Origin of the sequence: Vibrio sp. YQ_11 (assembly GCF_043103065.1) — a bacterium.
Lineage (GTDB): Bacteria > Pseudomonadota > Gammaproteobacteria > Enterobacterales > Vibrionaceae > Vibrio > Vibrio parahaemolyticus.
On sequence record NZ_JBICJM010000049.1, the window covers coordinates 127,034 to 143,712 of the forward strand.

Genomic DNA, 16,679 nt, shown 5'->3' on the forward strand with positions numbered 1-16,679 from the left:
ATGCCAATGAAATTTAAAAATAACCTTGCTTATATTTAAAATATAATTTAACTTATAACTAAACCAACGCGGTTTAGTGACTTCATCTATACGCTCACTTGCTGTGTTGAATGGCAAGTGGGCGTTTTTGTTTCTGCTTGCTCAACAACGAATTGTCAGCGATTCAGATGGTTAGTAAGCGATAGTATTACGGTTTTAGTATCTCACCTCACTACTCCCTCACTTTCCTACCTTCTGATAATCACACCCTTCTACCGTAAGCGTGTGAGAACGTATGACTTTCTGACTTTGCTCTTTAACAATTTATGTAATCGCCTCACTGGATGGCCGCAGTAATCCAGTAATACACCCCAGCAAGTAGCGATTGTTACGGGGCGTCGTAATGCTGTAGCGAATTAAAGTAAACAGCACAAATTAAGCAGCGAAAACAATAACGACCAGGAAAGACAATGAATCTACCCACTCTAGTTCTAGCCACACTGAAATCTAACGAGCGCAAAGCTATCACTGGATATGACCTAACCAAGATCATAAACGACTTGAAGCTTTTCATGTGGCAAGCGAGCCACCAGCAGGTATACCGAGAACTAGGAAAGCTTGAGGCGTCCGGGCTTGTCACTCATACCGTAGTTCCACAAGTTGGAAAGCCCGACCGAAAGGAATACCAATTAACCAAGCAAGGCCATGAGCAATTGGCCCGACTATCTCAGGACGCTCATAGCCTGCCACCTATCAGGGATAAGTTAGCGGCACACATCGTAGCAGCGAAAACCCAATCCTTTGAACTAACCGAACAGCTTTTAACGGACTACGAAGAAAAGCGCGAAGCTCACATAGAAGAAATGAAGAATAAGAAGTCGTCTACCTACGAGAGGGACTGGCTTATGTCTTTGCTCTTAGAGCGTCAGATACAAATCGCAGAAATCGACCTCGCCTGGATAGGGAAAATAAAATACATAGCGAAGTGTCGTGAAATCGCCGACCAAAAGGACAACCAATGATTGTACTCATAGATTCGATAAAAGGTGGACCAGGGAAAAGCACCATTGCCGCTAACATGGCGGTCGCGTTCGCCCAGGAAGGAAAGGACGTTATTTGCGTAGATGCTGACAGGCAGTTGTCACTTAGCAAGTTCTTTCATTCGAGAGAGGCATTAGACAGAGCTGACCTGGCGCATGTTGATTGCGTCATTCAGGTTGATGATGTTTCTCGCACACTAAGGCAGCTAGCTAAACGCTGTGACATTGTTATCGTCGATGTTGCCGGGGCGCTTACTCAGGAGATGGTGACAGCGCTGAAAGTTGCAGACGTTTCTCTATGCCCTATCGAACCAAGCCAGCTCGATATCGATACTCTACCGGCCTACATGGACCAGATAGAAACCGCTCGATGGAATAACCCAAATCTAAAAGACCTCTACGTGCTTAACCGCTGCGCGCCATTGCGCACGATGGATGATGCAAAAGAGGTTGCAGAGATGCTTAAACAGGAAGGTATGAACCTGCTCGATAACTGGCTATTCACTTACAAACCTTTCCGCTCCCTGTTTAGTGAAGGGTTAACCGTTGCAGAGTCAGACCCTAGCTCTAAAGCGCATCAAAACTTTCATGAGTTTTTCAACGAATTTAAGGAGCGCATGTAATGGTACGTAGTGCAATTGACCATAAAGATATTCAGAAACTACCAACCAAGCAAAGTAACGCTAACCGTGTAAAGCGAAGCTACAGCATTGGTGCGGATAACGACGAGAAGCTTGAGGACTTATACCCAATACTGGTTGCGGCACACCGCCAGGGCTCAGTTTCTGCAATCGTCGATTATGCCCTGGATAAGCTCTTTGAAGAAATGAGCGACAAAGAAATAGTAAGTAAAGTCAGAGACAAGCTAAACAAGAGGTAATCATGTCTACTATGCCTAACGTAACCTTACCGCCTGATATGCCAACGTGTATCGAGTCACTAGCTACAGCGGTTAACTCCGGTATGCCTCACACAGCTCTCAACGCACTGGTTCAGGAAATTAGTCACGCCTGGAACCGTGAATGTGACCAGTCAGACACGTTATTCGATACGCTTGAGGAACGCGATCAGGAAGTCAAAGAGCTCAAAGCTCAAGTGGACACCTTAACCACTCGTGAGAGAACCTGGCGAACTCAGGCAGAGACAGCTCTCCGAGCAGTTGAGCGTCAGAGCGCCCTATATCGCAACACCAAAGTAGATTTAGACAGGGTTAGCAAGAGCTTAGATAAGGTCGAGCGCGAGTTAGAAGTCGAAAGGAAAGACCATAAAAAAGCCAAAGCTCAAGTTAAGCGCTCAAAAGAATCAGCCGATAAATTCAAGACCAGATGTGAGCATCTGGAAAAAGGCCACAAAGAGCTTCGTAACGATATCACTAAGCTCGAGAGCGACAAAAAGACACTAGCCGCAAGCCTTACCGTATCAGCAAACGAGTTGGCGAAATTTAAAATGGCAACCGTTTGGGCTGAGAACGGCGAGGCGCTATTCCTTCTGCCAAATCAGTTAACCGTAAAAATCGAAGGTAAGAAGGCACCTAGAAAGGCATACACACTAATCTACACAGACTCACGAGGTATATGGCGTCAAGCTGCTATTGGTAGCGATCATAAAGTGTCGTTTAGTAAGTTTTCATACGACGAAACGAACACCATAACCAAACGTAGCGTAGACATCGCAAACAAAGTGTTACTCCACCCATCCCCAATAGCAGCGCAAATCGCCCAACGCTGGCTATACAAAGTTAACGTTGTACAGCACGGAAGTATTGCCCTGGAGGATTTAGATATCTACAACACTGCAGAATATCTGCAGGACGCTGGAACATTGGACGAAGGTAACTACCCAAGCTAGAGAAACCCAAATTATGAATGATGACAGATTGGACGTTTATCATCCCCGGCATTTCAGGCCAAAACCAAAAGATGATTATTCAGCGGGTAAGCCGACACCCAAGCAAGTCAAAAAGCGCATAGCGCGCCGAAAGCTTGAGGATTTACTCGAGCAGAAGAAGATAGAGCAGGAACACTCGCTCTAGAAAAAGCAAAGCCTCTCGACCGCGACCAAACGTTAAAGAGGCTTAATGACCATGTAAAACAACCACCGAGAGGTTTTTATGGACCAGTTAAGTGTATCTACATTCGAACAACTACGCAAACAGCTATTAACCCTACCTCGCCAACAATGGTATGAGCATTGCCGTAAACATGGCTTTCACAACATCTCACCAAAGCTGAGGGGGTAACATGAACGTAAGCAATCAAGGTATTACCTTCTCATCGTCCGAAGAAGCGGCGCAGTTCAAACGCAACCACGCCATGGCTCTCGATTTAGTGGTACAGAGAGTAAAAACCATGCAAGGCGTTAACTACGCTGATGTCTGGCTAAATCAAAACTCACCGAGCTTTGTTGCTGGCTACGATAGCAATGATGAGCAAATCGTTAGAATCAAACTTATTGTGTAAGGACACCGCTATGAGCAGAACAATACAAGAGTGTGATGCCGAAGTGCTGGATTTTTGCGGGGCGCACTTTAAAAAGCAACGCCGCCTATTTAGCGTTTATGTAGTTCCTACTGGCCAGCTTGATTCATGCGAGGATGAGGGTTATTTCAGCGTTAATGTCCCTTTCTATCGTGACCAAATCGAGTCATACGTCATGGGAGAAGGCAACGAAGCAGAGCAATGGATAGGGATAGATCCGATTTTCAGTTCCGCACAGTTCATGTCAATGAGAGTTCCCGCTAAAGACTTCGAACGTGTAGCTGATTTCTTTGAGATTGAGCTGGAGCTGTACCAGCCAGAAGCCGAATAATCACTCACCAGGGCATCACATCGATGCCCTTTTCATGGGCCTAATTCATGAAGAAACGCAAAGCCTGGACGCTGGCCGAGGATCAATTCATTGCAAACCACGCTGGGCAGCTATCCGCACAAGAGATGGGGCAACAACTCAATCGAACGTATGTATCGGTAAAATGCAGAGCAAGACGCATCGGCGTTAACCTGCAGAGGTACGGTGAAAATCATCACCTGGCTAAGACCTCAAATCACGACATCGAATTGTGTCGCGCCCTAAATGAAGAAAACATCAAACCAAAAGCCATTGCCGAGAAAATGGATATCAGCATTTCTCTGGTGTACTCAGTGATTAATTATCGCTGCAGGCTCAATGGCTAACAGCAAGGTATTACTAATGGAAACCACGTTAGAATTTTACTGTAAGAAAATTGAAGGCTTTGAGGGCATGAGCTTTGAAGCTCGCCGTGAAGCCGTTAAAGCTGCAGACTTATCAACGAAGATGCACAACCAATCAACGCTAAAAGAAATCTTTCGAGTTAAGCCAGAAAAGAATGCAGTTTCGGAATACAGCTACAAGAACCCCTACGGTAGAGGCAAGATAGAGTGCTTTCGTCTTGAGCAATGCGTACCTATGCGCCCTCTTAGTTCAAAACCTAGAACGGAAGCTCAAAAGGCAGCAACAATCAAGTTGGTTAAACAAAACGAGTATAACAGCGACTACAACCAAGCAGCTGTACTCGCCAATACGTTTATCGAGCAAGACATTTTGGTATTGGACACGGAAACCACTGACCTTGAAGGTGTTGTTATTCAAGTTGCACTTGTGTCTTTGAAGGATTGCAAACCCATCTATCAATCACTCGTTCATACTGACGAACCCATCTCTGATGGAGCCTTTCGAGTTCATGGTATATCTGCAGAACAACTTAAAGATGCACCTCCCTTTTCCGTTGTAGCGCAGGAAATTAGTGAATTGCTCGGAAAGCGTGGATGGACGGCGTTTAATGCTCGCTTTGATACTGACGCACTCTTACGCAGCATCATTGATAACAAGGACGCCAAACGCTACGCATGGATTCGCAACAATAGAGCGATGTGCACGATGTACTGCATTGCTGTGCCTAGATTTGGAGCTACAAACAAGTATGGCACGATTTCGCTAGCGAACTCCGTAGCGGCTTGTTCTTTGTCTTGGGAGGGAACCGCTCATGACGCAACTTCTGATGCAGTAATGACTGCAAGAATGATCTCACATATTGCTGGCCAGGCACTTACCTTAGAAGTCGAAGAGGTTTAAATGGACGCAACGAACACCCCTATCGATGTCACTTATGACAGATATGGACGCATGAATTACCACCCCGACTTGCATGGGAATCAGGGCAAGCCGTGGACGACAACAGATCAGCAATTCCTTATCGAGAATTACGCATCAATGGGACCAGAACAAGTTAGCTTTGCTCTTGAACGCACCATTCACACCGTAATGACTCGAGCATATGAATTACGCAAACAGGGCTTAATGGCTAAGCCAGGTAAGCAAAAATACCATCGCAGAATGAAACGGACCGGGAACTAACCATGACAACCGAGAATAAAGAAAATTTTGTACCAACAATGAATCCTAGTGATGTTTCTGTACAAGAAATGTTTGGGTCGATTTTGCAACAACGTATCAGTGAGGGTGCTTTAGAAAAGGCGATTACTGAAAAGGTTGATCGCATGATTGATGACGTAGTGAGTGACGCATTTAGAAGCTACGGCGATATCGCCAAATCAATGAAAGAAGCGATTACTGCTTCCATTACTCCAAATTTAAATGACATAGGTAGGTTCCCAACTTATCACCACTTTGTAATGCAAAGCCTTAATGCTGCAGTTACTCGCTTCCAAGATGAAAAGCTACAAGCTGTTATTGATAAGGAAATGGAGGAACTGTTTAAAGAACTACCAGAACAGTTGACGCTCTCCTGGGTTCTAGAACAGATAAAAGAACAGGTTAAAAGCGATGATGACGAAGACCGCGACGGTCATGATTTAACTCTTTTCATCGATGGTGATTGTTCATTTAAACACATCTATATAAGCAAGGAAGAAGACCGGGACAAATATAGATGTGAATACCAGATTGATATTCATCACGGTGAGATATACAGCGTCAAAGTGGATGATAAAGAGGTATCAAAATCACTTTGTGTTGGGCCTCTGTATCGTTTTGAGAAGGCCATTTTTAACGCCTATGTAATGCGAGCCGAACTGATACTTGATAAAGGCAACTGTAGTAGTGAATACGACACTTACATTGAATCTAACTACGACTACTAATTGAGTTAACCAGAGCGAGGCCAACATCGATGACAAGACTAAAATCGGATAGCGGAAAGTATGGTTATGGGATCGCAAGAAACAACAATGATCAATGCTTCTTGGCCAAAGTTCCAAAAATCCGTGAAGGCAATTTTCAGAAGACCTTTAAAAGCCTTAGCGCAGCTAGAAGCTGGCAGGTTGCTACAGCAAAAAAGGTTTGGGGATTGGAGCGGTTTTCCCTCATCAAGAAAGGTCGGCTATGTATTCTTCGACGATTTGGCACTGGAGTGAGAATAAGAAAAGCCCGTTCAACCATGCTGCTTAGCGATGGAAGCATTGCGGAATACTGGCAATATGGCGTCTTTTGGTATGAGCATAACGGAACGCCCAGAAGCAAAATGTTCTCTTACAAACAATACGGGAACAATGCGGATATAGAAGCCGCTTGGTTCGCAGTGAAGCAAAGAGCCAAGCTAACTAACTCCGAATTGAACCTTCCTAAACACTGGCTCCCTAGTACCTTTGATTCAATTTAGCAAGGAAACCTAGCATTTAAGGAACGGCAATTCAGCTATGGCAGAAACAGATTTAAAAGAGCAATTAATAGACTGGTCAATATTACCGCCAGCAAAAGGCACTTGTCAGGAATGTGGCGTTGTACATGCACCAGAGGCACCACACAACAAAGACTCACTCATATACCAGTACACCTTTGCTAAAAATAATGGACGTTGGCCTACTTGGGCTGATGCTTCCGCTCACTGTACAGAAGAAGTAAGAGAAATGCTTAAAGGTGTTCTTAAAGAGCATTCAGTTAACTTTGAATAAATCAAACGGAAAATAAAAATGGCTAAAGACAATAAAGGTGACTTCTTTGTAATGCTAACAACTCAAAACGGTGACTATACACCAATGATGCTTTGTACTGACATTGCAACCAATGAAGCTGAGTTAGCAAAATTTGAAACAGAACAGGAAGCTGGCGAAGCTGCGAGGGGAACCGTGCTCGGAGAGGCTTTCGGTTATGAGATCTTTGAAATGGGCTGCGGCACAAACTAGAACGGAAACTAGCTGATATGGAAGAGGCGAAAATTATTCATATATCGTGGGCTAAAGTCTACAGATATAAGGGCGTGACGTTCTATTGGCATAGTTATTTAGGGCCAACAATTCTACGCCGCAACACGGGTAATGAGCGCAACTGGCGTAATGTTAGCGGTCGTGTTTGGGGATTGTTCGGTCAATGGCTAAGGCTTCCAGAATCCGAGCAAGAAAAATACAGAATTTAAACGGAAAATAATATGGTCGATTTAACCAAATTTAATGAGCAGGAAGATGTTCGCCCATACGTAAGGGAGCCTTTCAAATTAGGTGACTATTCGTATCACACCAATGGCTACATTTGTATTCGAACTGAATTGGATGATAAACATCAAGAATTAGAATTAACTGAACGCAACGGAAAAATTGTTGACAGGATATCTAAGTTGTTCAGTGAGCGTGATTTTTACTCTAATGAGTTTATTCAACTTCCAGAGCTGGAAGATATGACCTTTGAGCCATGTAAGCACTGTAATGGAGTTGGAAAGCTTGATACCTGCCCCGAGTGCGAAGGATGGTGTGAGGTTACGGCTAGAACTGAATTCAATGAATATGAAGTACCATGCAAGACTTGCGATGAAACCGGAAAGGTAAAAGCGGAACAAGCTACTGAGGATTGTGCTTGGTGTAATGGCAGTGGGAAAATTACAGGCAACTATAACGAACCTGTTTCTTGCTGTGGACAACATATGTCCCTTGGTTTAGCGCACAAAATTGCGGATCTTCCAGACCTTAAAGTTGGATTCGAGAAAGGCATATATGTGTTTAAATTTAATGGCGGCGAAGGCGTTCTCATGCCGCTCAACGTGTAACGGGTAATCAATGCAAGTTGTACGAATCCAAGACAAAAAAGGCCGTGGTCCATTTGCACCAGGCCTTACCTCTAAATGGCTGGACACTCGCCAAGAAAGGGAGCTATTGCCTCCTTTCTTTATGGAGTTCCCAGACTTCAAGCCTAGCGGTAAAGATCACTTTGGCTGCGCTTGCCTTACTGCTGAGCAGCTTAAGCGCTGGTTTAACGAACCAACGGAAACTAACTATGACACCAGAACAATTTGATAACACCGGGTTCAGCGGAAACATGTACGCCATGCATGAGGGTGAGCGTAAGTATGTTGTTACCTGTAGCTTTCCTGAACGTCTTTTTGGATTGCTGCCAGAAAAGCCAGAGGGCGAGTTTGACGCATGGGAAATTGAGTGGGTTCGCTGTGAGAACATCACCGAGATCGTTATCCCTCAAGTAATTCAATTCACGTAATAAGCTAACTAATATGCCACAGAATACAATTACATTTTCAATGAATGGATTCAGGCGAAATCTCCATTCCGATATCAAAGAACTCAAAGAACAAGTAATGAGAGTTTTAAACGATGAGTATATTGATAAAGACGACCTGGCAGCTGCTATGGATAGTGTTATTTGCTCATCTAACGGCTTTAACTGCGTATGGCTAGATGGTAACGAGGACTTTACGAACATGGAAGATCTTTACTTGCCATTGATTGATGAAGAAACAGAAGAATAAACAAGACGGAATTTCTCAACATGTCAGATAAGGTAGTGGCGATACAGCCAGTGTTCGGGACGCGCAAACCGGATGATGGCGGTTTGCCTTTAAAGCCTTGCCCCTTCTGCGGAGCTTCACCGACTTTAGATCAAGATTGTGATGAAACGTGGTATGTCGCTTGTATAAATAAGCGTTGTTTTGTCAGTCCGATAACTAAGCCGTTTGGAGCAAGACGACAGGCGGCAATCGCTTGGAATAACAGACAAGAAATTTAGGACGGAAATTATTTCATGGCATTTAAAGCACCTGAAAAATACAGAAGAAAATACGAAAAAGGCCATATTTTCTACAGTGACGCCACCTTTGGCAACAATGGAGCCTTTACAATCAAGTCAGCTAAACTCAAAAGCCCATTAGAAGTGATCGCTTCTGATGGTGCGGATTGGGAACACGTTAGCGTATCGCTCTCACATAGAACACCAACCTGGGAGGAAATGTGTTTTGTTAAATCTCTGTTTTGGGATGAGCAAGACGCTGTAATCCAGATTCACCCTCCGAAAAGTGAGTACGTGAACACCCACCCATATACGCTTCACTTGTGGCGCCGATGCGATACCAACGATTTTTTTGACGCTCCACACCGTATTCTTGTGGGGTAAAGATGCCCTACATACCCAGCAAACGTTTAGAGGCTTTAATGAGCCTCTTTTCGTATCGGGACTTACCCAAAGAAACACGCAGCGCCGTTAGGCTTGTTGTCATTAACGGATTCACCTATGAGCTAGCAGAAATACAATCTGGCGTATCCAGAAAGCGTATATCACTAGCAGTAAGAAAGCTTGATGAAGCAGACAACGCATTGCTCAAAGCGTATCGAAGCGAATTATCCAATTAGAAAAATGCACTAAGGAGGCATCACATGGCCACTCAACCTAAAGAAACCGAACGAATCCTTATCAGTGACAAAGAAGTACGAGAAATGTTTGGCATCTCTCAGCCGACACTATGGCGCTGGACTAAAAATGACGGATTCCCAGCTGCCATAGTCCGGGCAAAGAGATCTCGAAAACAGGTAATGGATTGGGCTCGTGAGAAGAACATGCTTTGATAGCAATAAAACTACAGCACCCCTCTCTTGCCTCCCTCCATTAAACGTTAGGCTTTAAAATTTTTGTCCACATATCATAAGCCTCCCGCTGTTCATCCAGGTAGTCATAGTCCAGGTAGTGACTTTGAACACCGGTGTGAACCTTGTGCCCTAACATCGTTTCAGCAACGTGGTAAGGAACACCTTTCGCCTCCCATATATTACGTGCTGTACGGCGCATATCGTGATTGGTTGTCCTTGGGTGGCCTAACGTTACCATCATCTCCCCTAGCTTATCCCCAAACCCCACCGGTGTATTTTCTGCCATTGGTCTGTCTTTTTTTACTACCACTGGCGGAAACATCACCTCAAAGTTAGGCCATAGGTCAAACTGTGCACGAATAACGTCTACCGCTAAATCTGGTATTGGCCTACGTATCTCCCCACCTTCTTTCTTTCTCGTCTTATTATTTTCTTTCGGAACGGTCCAAATTCTTGCTGCTAAGTCGAAATCTCTTTTACGGGCAAGTCTTAGCTCATTTGGTCGATTGGCAAATATCGCAGTTAAGCGCAGAAAATTTTTGTTGCTTTCATGAATAGGCAGATCGTCTATCGCTCGCCACAACACCGGAACCGCCACTTCACTCTGTTTGCTGCGTTTTGGTTCGGAGGGTATGCCAACATCCCGTTTTTTCAGCTCACCAATAGGGTTATGAGCCACGAGTCCATGGCGTACAGCAAATGATATGACTTGTTTGAGCCGAGACATTAAATTAGCAGAATGCTTTGGGCCTACCCTTTGCTTGGCTTTCTGAAACACTGGCATGAAATCCACCAGCTCAAGCTGCTTGATAGGGTAAGTACCCAGATAAGGACTTACATCAGTGAGAAACATCTTATGCAGTGCGCGCCACTGTTTAACGTTCTCTTTAGCATGGTGCTCTAGCCAATACTCAATGATATCATCAAGAGTCTGTGGTGATTCTTGCCGCTTAGCCGTTAAACTTTTTCTAGGATCAATCCCCTTAGTCACCAACTCAGCTCGAGCGTCACGTTCACGCAACGCATCGCGTATCTTCATAGCTGGGTATTCACCAAGCTTAACCTTGATCGCTTTACCAAAGAAACTGACACGATAAATCCAGGTCACTTTCCCCTTCGGGCTAATGCGAACCCCTACTCCATCTCTATACGTGATCTCTGCTTTTCCGCTATAAGGTTTACCCTGTATCGAGCGTAACCAAGCATCTGTAATTGCCATAACACCTTGTACCAAAAATTTTTGGTACAAATTTGGTACAACTAGTGCGTGAATGCAAGCGTTATTTGAAGATTTGATTTGAATTATTTTGAATGGAACGGAAAGGAGCGCGAAAGAAAAAGCTTTTGTTTTTTATATCATTATGAATGGTTAGGAATGTTTTTAAAGGGAAATGAATATTAATGGAATAATGGAACGCTTTTTATACCAAGCAACACATGTTATTCAAATTTAGAAGCTATTTGTTGATAAATAGTTGAGAAGCGATAGAGGTCGCTCAGTAACACGAATACCGGACCGCTATCGGAAGAGCGATTGTACCTAGCTCACATTTAGATTGCAAAGCGCGATTTCAGTTTGTCATTGAAAGTTCACTACTAAATAAGCTACTCGGCGAAAAACACCATTGGTATAATAGCCAGCACGAAACAATGAGTGACACTATAGTTAATTTATTGAGTAATCTATATTTAGGTATTCATCATGAAGAAAAATCGATGGCAACCTACAATATTGGCTTTTGCTTTTTGGTTGCCTGCTTCCACTTTTGCCTCTAACGACCTTTACGGACCACTTCGATCTTACGCTCAATCGCCAATGCAAGTGGTCAGTCATACCAACCATCTCCGCTCTGGGTTTAGCTTGCCCTCAGAACACATAGAAGCTTATGGCTCGGCGACAATAGCGAGTGTTTGGGCTCATACCGACGAATACGCTTTGGATTATTACCACAACCAATTAGAAATTGGAGCTAAGTGGCAAGTCAGTTCTCAATGGCAATGGGAACTCAATTATCGCTGGGTATTTGCTGCGGATAATCATCTGGATGGCTTAACAGAAAGCTTTCATGACCTATTTGGAATTGGACAAAACGGGCGAGATAAAGTTGATAAAAACCGCTTTTACATCTCAATGCCGCAATATGATGTGTTGGAAGACGGCTTCGAAGGCCAAACCATCGCGAACAACCTCTCGACGTACGTTCAATACCAAATATTGCAAAATGAACGTCATGGTCTTTCGCTAGGAGGAAGCCTCTATTATAACAAAGTCGCGCACGGTACCTTTAAAGGCAGTAACTTTGAGCAAGGCGTGCAACTCAATTACTCTTATCTGTACGGAGCACACGCTTTCTATTCAATGTTCGGGATGACTTTTCGTTCTGACGATCGTGCTCTTCTCGATTTACCTTACCGCCACAACACCGCTGCAATGGCGGGTGGATATCGTTATGCACCTTGGGAAAAGCACCACTTTATTGTTGAATACCACTGGTATCAAGGTTCCACTGAGGGGCCAGCAGAATTTGCCGATGCGTCAAATGAAATTGTGATGGGATATCGCTATCTCATGGGCAACTCCGCCCTTGAAATCATGGCGATAGAGAATGCGAGAAATATGGATAACAGTACCGATATCGCATTCACGATTGGATATCGGCACCTGTTTTCATCTAACTCGGAAAGCGAGTTTTTATAGACTCAATGTTGGTGCCACTGCGGCTGCCACTTGCGCATCAGTGGCATTGATTGGCACTGTGAATGAGCGATATTGATCACCTGAGAAACTCAAAGAACGGTCAATTTCAGCCAAACAGTGCATCACCTGCCCTTCCAAAATGAAAGACAGCTCAATTTCCTTTGAAGACACAAACCCGCTATTGCGAAACTCAAGCTCTTGATAGATACCAGAACGGGAGGCAAAAGAGCCGCCGCGCAAAAAGCCTTTTTCGACATCTGCTTTCACCATAGTAAAACCAGCTTGTTCAATCGCTCGAATAACGCGAGATGCCACTGGTAGTGGTTTCACTTCAATGTAATCGCGATCTCGTGGGTCGATGGCAAAATCAATATCTAGAGTGGTTTCTACCCAAACATTGCACTGGTTCTTCAATGCGCTAACCGCAGTGATAGGTGTTTCATCATGCAGTTTTAGCTCGAAAGGCACTTGTTTTTCTTCATTCGGTTGAATCACAAACGGGTCAACCGCCTTGAGCTGGTCGATAGTGAAGGTTTGATAACTTACGCTATCGTCCACTTCAACTTTCATTTCTGTGTTCAATTTAATGGTGATAGCGTCGATCTGCTGTTCAACATCCCCACCTTTGATATGAACATGTCCCTTCAGCGTCGCACCTTGAAACACGCTCATTTCATCCAAAATAGTATCCACTTTTGCAGATCCAATACCCAACGATGCTTTTAATTTCTTAAACATGCCTTTCCTTTTTTGCGACTGTTTTTATTGGTTGTGCTTTGTTTACACAATTGCCTTATAAGCTGCAAGCAATAGACCGCAAGAATACGGCTTGATTCCATTATCGATTCAAAAAATATCAAATCAGCCAAATCATTCAGCAAGCAAATGCCCGTTATTTGTATCTAAATGTCGTATTTGTCGATAACTATTTGCAATTTGTACCTAAATTGAGCAGTATTTGTATAGTCAATTTAAAAGGTATCATTATGTCTGCGCCACTCTACATGCAAATCAAACAATTTATCCTCGATAAAATTGATTCCGGAGATTGGATGGTCGGACAGCGCATTGCGACTGAAATCGAGCTGACTGAACAGTTCGGTGTAAGCCGAATGACAGTAAACAAAGCGATACGAGATTTGGTGAATGAAGGAAAACTACAGCGTCGCCCAAGGTTGGGAACGTTCGTTTGTGACCCTAGTGAGAAATCAGAATCCCCATTACTAGATATTCGCAATATAGCGGAAGAAGTTAGTGACCGAGGACGCCTATACAGCAGTAAAGTAGTTCAACAAGTCGCGATAAAAGCGGATGATAGCATTGCAATAAAACTTGGTGTAATGCTTGGTACAACAGTGTTTTACAGTGAGATCATTCACTATGAAGACAGCACACCTATTCAGTTAGAACTGCGTTGGGTAAACAGCCAGTACGCCCCGAGTTACCTTAACCAAGACTTCACCCAAATTACTCCTAATCAATACCTATCTAATAACTGTCCGTTGAGCGCGATTGAACACACGGTTGAAGCCATTGTTCCCGATAATCGCATCAAACTGGATTTGAAAATGCAGGCCAATGAACCTTGTCTTCTTCTTAATCGTAGAACATGGAGCCAAGACAAATTGGTCAGTACAGCTCTACTCTACCACCCAGGTAACAAGTACAAGCTGAGCTCTAAAGTTCTGCTCTAGGTGCATATAAATAGCCGTTCCCACTACGTTTTGATCACATTTTAGCAACATTACGCTTGTCACCGCATTCTTTTTGATCTATTCATTTGTATATACATTTAAAGATACAAATCAAAGTAGGAATTAGAGAATGGATTTGCTGATTGAGAATGCCCGATTAGTTAGCATGGGACGAGGTGAAGCAGGTTACTTACCAACGCCACCAGCCCGTGTTGGTATTCAAGCTGGTAAAATCGCGGCTATCAGTGCTCATCCAGTTGGAAGTGACACCCCTCAAATAGAAGCGCTTCTGTCTCCTCAACACTATTCGCAAACTATCGACCTACAAGGTCAACTTCTGACGCCGGGACTCATTGATTGCCACACCCACTTAATTTACGGGGGGAATCGCGCGAATGAATTTGAGATGCGCTTAAACGGCGTGCCTTATCAGGAAATAGCGAAGCAAGGTGGCGGTATCCTTTCCAGCGTAAAGGCCACTCGAGCAGCTACTGAAGAGCAATTAATTGAGCTCGCGTTGCCTCGTTTAGATGGTTTGTTGGCAAGTGGGGTTACGTCGGTTGAAGTAAAATCAGGCTACGGCTTGACGCTCAAAGACGAACTAAAAATGCTGCGTGCTGCAAAAGTCTTAGAACAAGAGCGTAAAGTCAAAATCACAACTACCCTTCTTGCCGCTCATGCTTTACCGCCTGAATTTGAAGGTCGCGCAGACGATTACATCGAACATATTTGTCAGGAAATCATCCCAATCGTCGCAGAGGAGAACTTGGCCACCAGTGTGGATGTGTTTTGTGAGTCTATCGGTTTTAATTTGGAGCAAACCGAAAAAGTATTTGCGACAGCGAAACAATATGGCTTACACGTAAAAGGCCACACAGAGCAGCTATCGAACCTTGGTGGCACTGAATTGACTGCACGATACAAAGGCCTTTCGGCTGACCATATCGAATATCTCGATGAAGACGGTGTGATCGCCCTTTCGAAATCCGATACCGTAGCCACACTACTACCCGGTGCTTTTTACTTTTTGAGAGAAACTCAGTTACCACCGATTGAGCTACTAAGGAAGTACCACGTGCCAATGGCCATCGCCACCGATGTAAACCCAGGTACATCTCCCTTTTCCGACCTGACTCTAGTGATGAATATGGCATGCACCCTATTTCGTCTCACGCCACAAGAAGCATTGCGCGGCGTAACGCAACATGCTGCACAAGCACTTGGCTACACCAACTCACGAGGAGTGATAAAAACAGGTTTCGATGCGGACTTTGCTATCTGGGATATCGAACACCCAGCAGATTTAAGTTACCAAGTCGGAGCAAAACGTCTCGTAGGTCGTATAGTAAATGGTGAATATGTTTCACACGGAGGCTTTTAATATGTCTCAGTCAGATTTACACCAGCAAAAATTTCACTGGCAAGGCCGTCATGATGCTGAAGATGGCAAATTGGGTCAACGCATTCACCACGTCGTTAAACATCAAAAAACAAGCGATCTAGAGAAAGCCTCTCAAGGCGTATCCATTCTGGGTTTTGCTACCGACGCAGGCGTTGCGAGAAACAAAGGCCGAATTGGAGCAAAAAAAGCACCAGATTTGATTCGTAGAGCGCTAGCGAATCTCGCTTGGCATAAAGATGCCCCGCTTTATGATCTTGGGACTGTCGTTTGCGATGATGACTTGTTAGAAGAAAGCCAATCACGCTGTGCAAACCTCATTTCAGAAGCGCTACCTCACACGCCAACTATCGTTTTGGGGGGCGGACACGAAATTGCGTGGGCATCATTTTCTGGTCTAGCGGAATATTTCAAAACGCATCATCCAGAGAAAAAGCCAAAAATTGGCATCATTAACTTCGATGCGCACTTCGATTTGCGCGCGTTCGAAAGTTCATTAGCGGATGTAAAACCAAGCTCAGGTACACCATTCAACCAAATTCATCATTTTTGTCAGCGTAATGATTGGGCTTTCCATTACGCCTGTTTGGGGGTGAGTCGCAGCAGCAACACGCAAGCTTTGTTCCAAAAAGCAGACGAGCTGAACGTATGGTATGTAGAAGATAGTCAACTCAATTACTTGAATCACAGCTACCACCTAACCCAACTGCAACACTTTATCGACGATTGTGACTATCTCTATCTCACCATTGATTTGGATGTATTCCCAGCAGCAACCGCGCCAGGCGTAAGTGCTCCTGCGGCTAGAGGTGTAAGTTACGACACAATCGCACCTTTTTTAGAACGAATTCTTCACTACAAAAACAAGCTTATGTTAGCCGATATCGCAGAGTACAACCCGAATTACGATGTCGATAGTCAAACCGCTCGCTTAGCTGCCCGTTTGTGTTGGGACATCGCCAACGCCATGGCGGAGAAAGAACATAAACCTCAACCTATTAAATAACCATCACTTTGAAATATAAGTGA

General features: G+C 44.2%; 27 protein-coding genes. 25 read left to right on the plus strand and 2 right to left on the minus strand.

All coding sequences use genetic code 11. The annotated features are described in order from the left end of the window. The first annotated feature begins 449 nt into the window (after positions 1-449). The 21 genes from ACF8EG_RS20850 (at position 450) to ACF8EG_RS20950 (ending at position 9,838) form a co-directional block, all read left to right on the plus strand. Positions 450-1,001: a PadR family transcriptional regulator gene (locus ACF8EG_RS20850; protein ID WP_392419772.1), complete on the plus strand. Its 552-nt coding sequence runs from the start codon at positions 450-452 to the stop codon at positions 999-1,001. Then, positions 998-1,642, plus strand: a complete 645-nt coding sequence (locus tag ACF8EG_RS20855; protein WP_225452513.1) for a ParA family protein — start codon at positions 998-1,000, stop codon at positions 1,640-1,642. The genes ACF8EG_RS20850 and ACF8EG_RS20855 overlap by 4 nt, the downstream gene beginning before the upstream one ends. Next, positions 1,642-1,899 (plus strand): hypothetical protein, encoded by a 258-nt coding sequence (locus ACF8EG_RS20860; protein ID WP_392419773.1) that lies wholly within the window; start codon positions 1,642-1,644, stop codon positions 1,897-1,899. The genes ACF8EG_RS20855 and ACF8EG_RS20860 overlap by 1 nt, the downstream gene beginning before the upstream one ends. Before the next feature lie 2 nt (positions 1,900-1,901). Beyond that, on the plus strand, positions 1,902-2,867 hold the full coding sequence (locus tag ACF8EG_RS20865; RefSeq protein WP_392419774.1) for a hypothetical protein: 966 nt from the start codon (positions 1,902-1,904) through the stop codon (positions 2,865-2,867). A 392-nt stretch (positions 2,868-3,259) separates the two neighbouring features. After that, entirely contained in the window at positions 3,260-3,478 is a 219-nt protein-coding gene (locus tag ACF8EG_RS20870; protein ID WP_392419776.1) for a hypothetical protein, read from the plus strand. 10 nt (positions 3,479-3,488) lie between these two features. After that, complete coding sequence (locus tag ACF8EG_RS20875; protein ID WP_392419778.1) at positions 3,489-3,827, plus strand: hypothetical protein; 339 nt, start codon at positions 3,489-3,491, stop codon at positions 3,825-3,827. Between the two features lie 47 nt (positions 3,828-3,874). Continuing rightward, positions 3,875-4,192: a hypothetical protein gene (locus ACF8EG_RS20880; protein WP_392419779.1), complete on the plus strand. Its 318-nt coding sequence runs from the start codon at positions 3,875-3,877 to the stop codon at positions 4,190-4,192. A 16-nt stretch (positions 4,193-4,208) separates the two neighbouring features. After that, positions 4,209-5,111 (plus strand): exonuclease domain-containing protein, encoded by a 903-nt coding sequence (locus ACF8EG_RS20885; RefSeq protein WP_392419780.1) that lies wholly within the window; start codon positions 4,209-4,211, stop codon positions 5,109-5,111. Then, positions 5,112-5,393, plus strand: a complete 282-nt coding sequence (locus tag ACF8EG_RS20890) for a hypothetical protein (protein WP_392419782.1) — start codon at positions 5,112-5,114, stop codon at positions 5,391-5,393. A 2-nt stretch (positions 5,394-5,395) separates the two neighbouring features. Further along, positions 5,396-6,139: a hypothetical protein gene (locus ACF8EG_RS20895; protein WP_392419783.1), complete on the plus strand. Its 744-nt coding sequence runs from the start codon at positions 5,396-5,398 to the stop codon at positions 6,137-6,139. Between the two features lie 29 nt (positions 6,140-6,168). Beyond that, the gene (locus ACF8EG_RS20900) at positions 6,169-6,657 is read left to right on the plus strand and encodes a hypothetical protein (protein ID WP_392419785.1); all 489 of its coding nucleotides are present in this window, start codon (positions 6,169-6,171) and stop codon (positions 6,655-6,657) included. Positions 6,658-6,694: 37 nt separating this feature from the next. Next, on the plus strand, positions 6,695-6,949 hold the full coding sequence (locus tag ACF8EG_RS20905; protein WP_392419787.1) for a hypothetical protein: 255 nt from the start codon (positions 6,695-6,697) through the stop codon (positions 6,947-6,949). A gap of 18 nt (positions 6,950-6,967) precedes the next feature. Further along, positions 6,968-7,180 (plus strand): hypothetical protein, encoded by a 213-nt coding sequence (locus tag ACF8EG_RS20910; RefSeq protein ID WP_392419789.1) that lies wholly within the window; start codon positions 6,968-6,970, stop codon positions 7,178-7,180. A gap of 242 nt (positions 7,181-7,422) precedes the next feature. Continuing rightward, positions 7,423-8,034: a hypothetical protein gene (locus ACF8EG_RS20915; RefSeq protein WP_392419791.1), complete on the plus strand. Its 612-nt coding sequence runs from the start codon at positions 7,423-7,425 to the stop codon at positions 8,032-8,034. A 10-nt stretch (positions 8,035-8,044) separates the two neighbouring features. After that, positions 8,045-8,281: a hypothetical protein gene (locus tag ACF8EG_RS20920; protein WP_392419793.1), complete on the plus strand. Its 237-nt coding sequence runs from the start codon at positions 8,045-8,047 to the stop codon at positions 8,279-8,281. Then, entirely contained in the window at positions 8,262-8,480 is a 219-nt protein-coding gene (locus ACF8EG_RS20925) for a hypothetical protein (RefSeq protein ID WP_392419795.1), read from the plus strand. Before ACF8EG_RS20920 ends, ACF8EG_RS20925 begins: the two co-directional genes overlap by 20 nt. Positions 8,481-8,577: 97 nt before the next feature. Beyond that, entirely contained in the window at positions 8,578-8,748 is a 171-nt protein-coding gene (locus tag ACF8EG_RS20930) for a hypothetical protein (protein WP_392419796.1), read from the plus strand. A gap of 20 nt (positions 8,749-8,768) precedes the next feature. Then, complete coding sequence (locus ACF8EG_RS20935; RefSeq protein WP_392419798.1) at positions 8,769-9,005, plus strand: Lar family restriction alleviation protein; 237 nt, start codon at positions 8,769-8,771, stop codon at positions 9,003-9,005. 15 nt (positions 9,006-9,020) lie between these two features. After that, positions 9,021-9,389: a hypothetical protein gene (locus ACF8EG_RS20940; protein ID WP_392419800.1), complete on the plus strand. Its 369-nt coding sequence runs from the start codon at positions 9,021-9,023 to the stop codon at positions 9,387-9,389. A 38-nt stretch (positions 9,390-9,427) separates the two neighbouring features. Further along, a complete protein-coding gene (locus tag ACF8EG_RS20945; RefSeq protein ID WP_392419802.1) occupies positions 9,428-9,625 on the plus strand; it encodes a hypothetical protein in 198 nt (65 codons plus the stop codon). A 24-nt stretch (positions 9,626-9,649) separates the two neighbouring features. Next, positions 9,650-9,838, plus strand: coding sequence for an AlpA family transcriptional regulator (locus ACF8EG_RS20950; protein ID WP_225452527.1), 189 nt, complete (start codon positions 9,650-9,652; stop codon positions 9,836-9,838). A 40-nt stretch (positions 9,839-9,878) separates the two neighbouring features. Here ACF8EG_RS20950 and ACF8EG_RS20955 read toward each other — a convergent pair whose 3' ends face one another. Next, on the minus strand, positions 9,879-11,078 hold the full coding sequence (locus tag ACF8EG_RS20955) for a tyrosine-type recombinase/integrase (protein WP_392419804.1): 1,200 nt from the start codon (positions 11,076-11,078) through the stop codon (positions 9,879-9,881). 483 nt (positions 11,079-11,561) lie between these two features. Between ACF8EG_RS20955 and ACF8EG_RS20960 the strand changes: the two genes are divergently transcribed. Beyond that, positions 11,562-12,557, plus strand: a complete 996-nt coding sequence (locus ACF8EG_RS20960; protein ID WP_069505087.1) for a DUF3187 family protein — start codon at positions 11,562-11,564, stop codon at positions 12,555-12,557. Here ACF8EG_RS20960 and ACF8EG_RS20965 read toward each other — a convergent pair. After that, positions 12,552-13,295: a sporulation protein gene (locus tag ACF8EG_RS20965; protein ID WP_020840467.1), complete on the minus strand. Its 744-nt coding sequence runs from the start codon at positions 13,293-13,295 to the stop codon at positions 12,552-12,554. The two genes, ACF8EG_RS20960 and ACF8EG_RS20965, sit on opposite strands and share 6 nt — an antisense overlap. Positions 13,296-13,543: 248 nt before the next feature. Between ACF8EG_RS20965 and hutC the strand changes: the two genes are divergently transcribed. From hutC to hutG, 3 genes are all read left to right on the plus strand, one after another. Beyond that, entirely contained in the window at positions 13,544-14,251 is a 708-nt protein-coding gene (gene hutC, locus ACF8EG_RS20970; RefSeq protein WP_024702683.1) for a histidine utilization repressor, read from the plus strand. Between the two features lie 130 nt (positions 14,252-14,381). Then, on the plus strand, positions 14,382-15,632 hold the full coding sequence (gene hutI / locus ACF8EG_RS20975; RefSeq protein WP_069505081.1) for an imidazolonepropionase: 1,251 nt from the start codon (positions 14,382-14,384) through the stop codon (positions 15,630-15,632). Between the two features lies 1 nt (position 15,633). Then, positions 15,634-16,656, plus strand: a complete 1,023-nt coding sequence (hutG, locus tag ACF8EG_RS20980; RefSeq protein ID WP_065771086.1) for a formimidoylglutamase — start codon at positions 15,634-15,636, stop codon at positions 16,654-16,656. Positions 16,657-16,679: the final 23 nt, after the last annotated feature.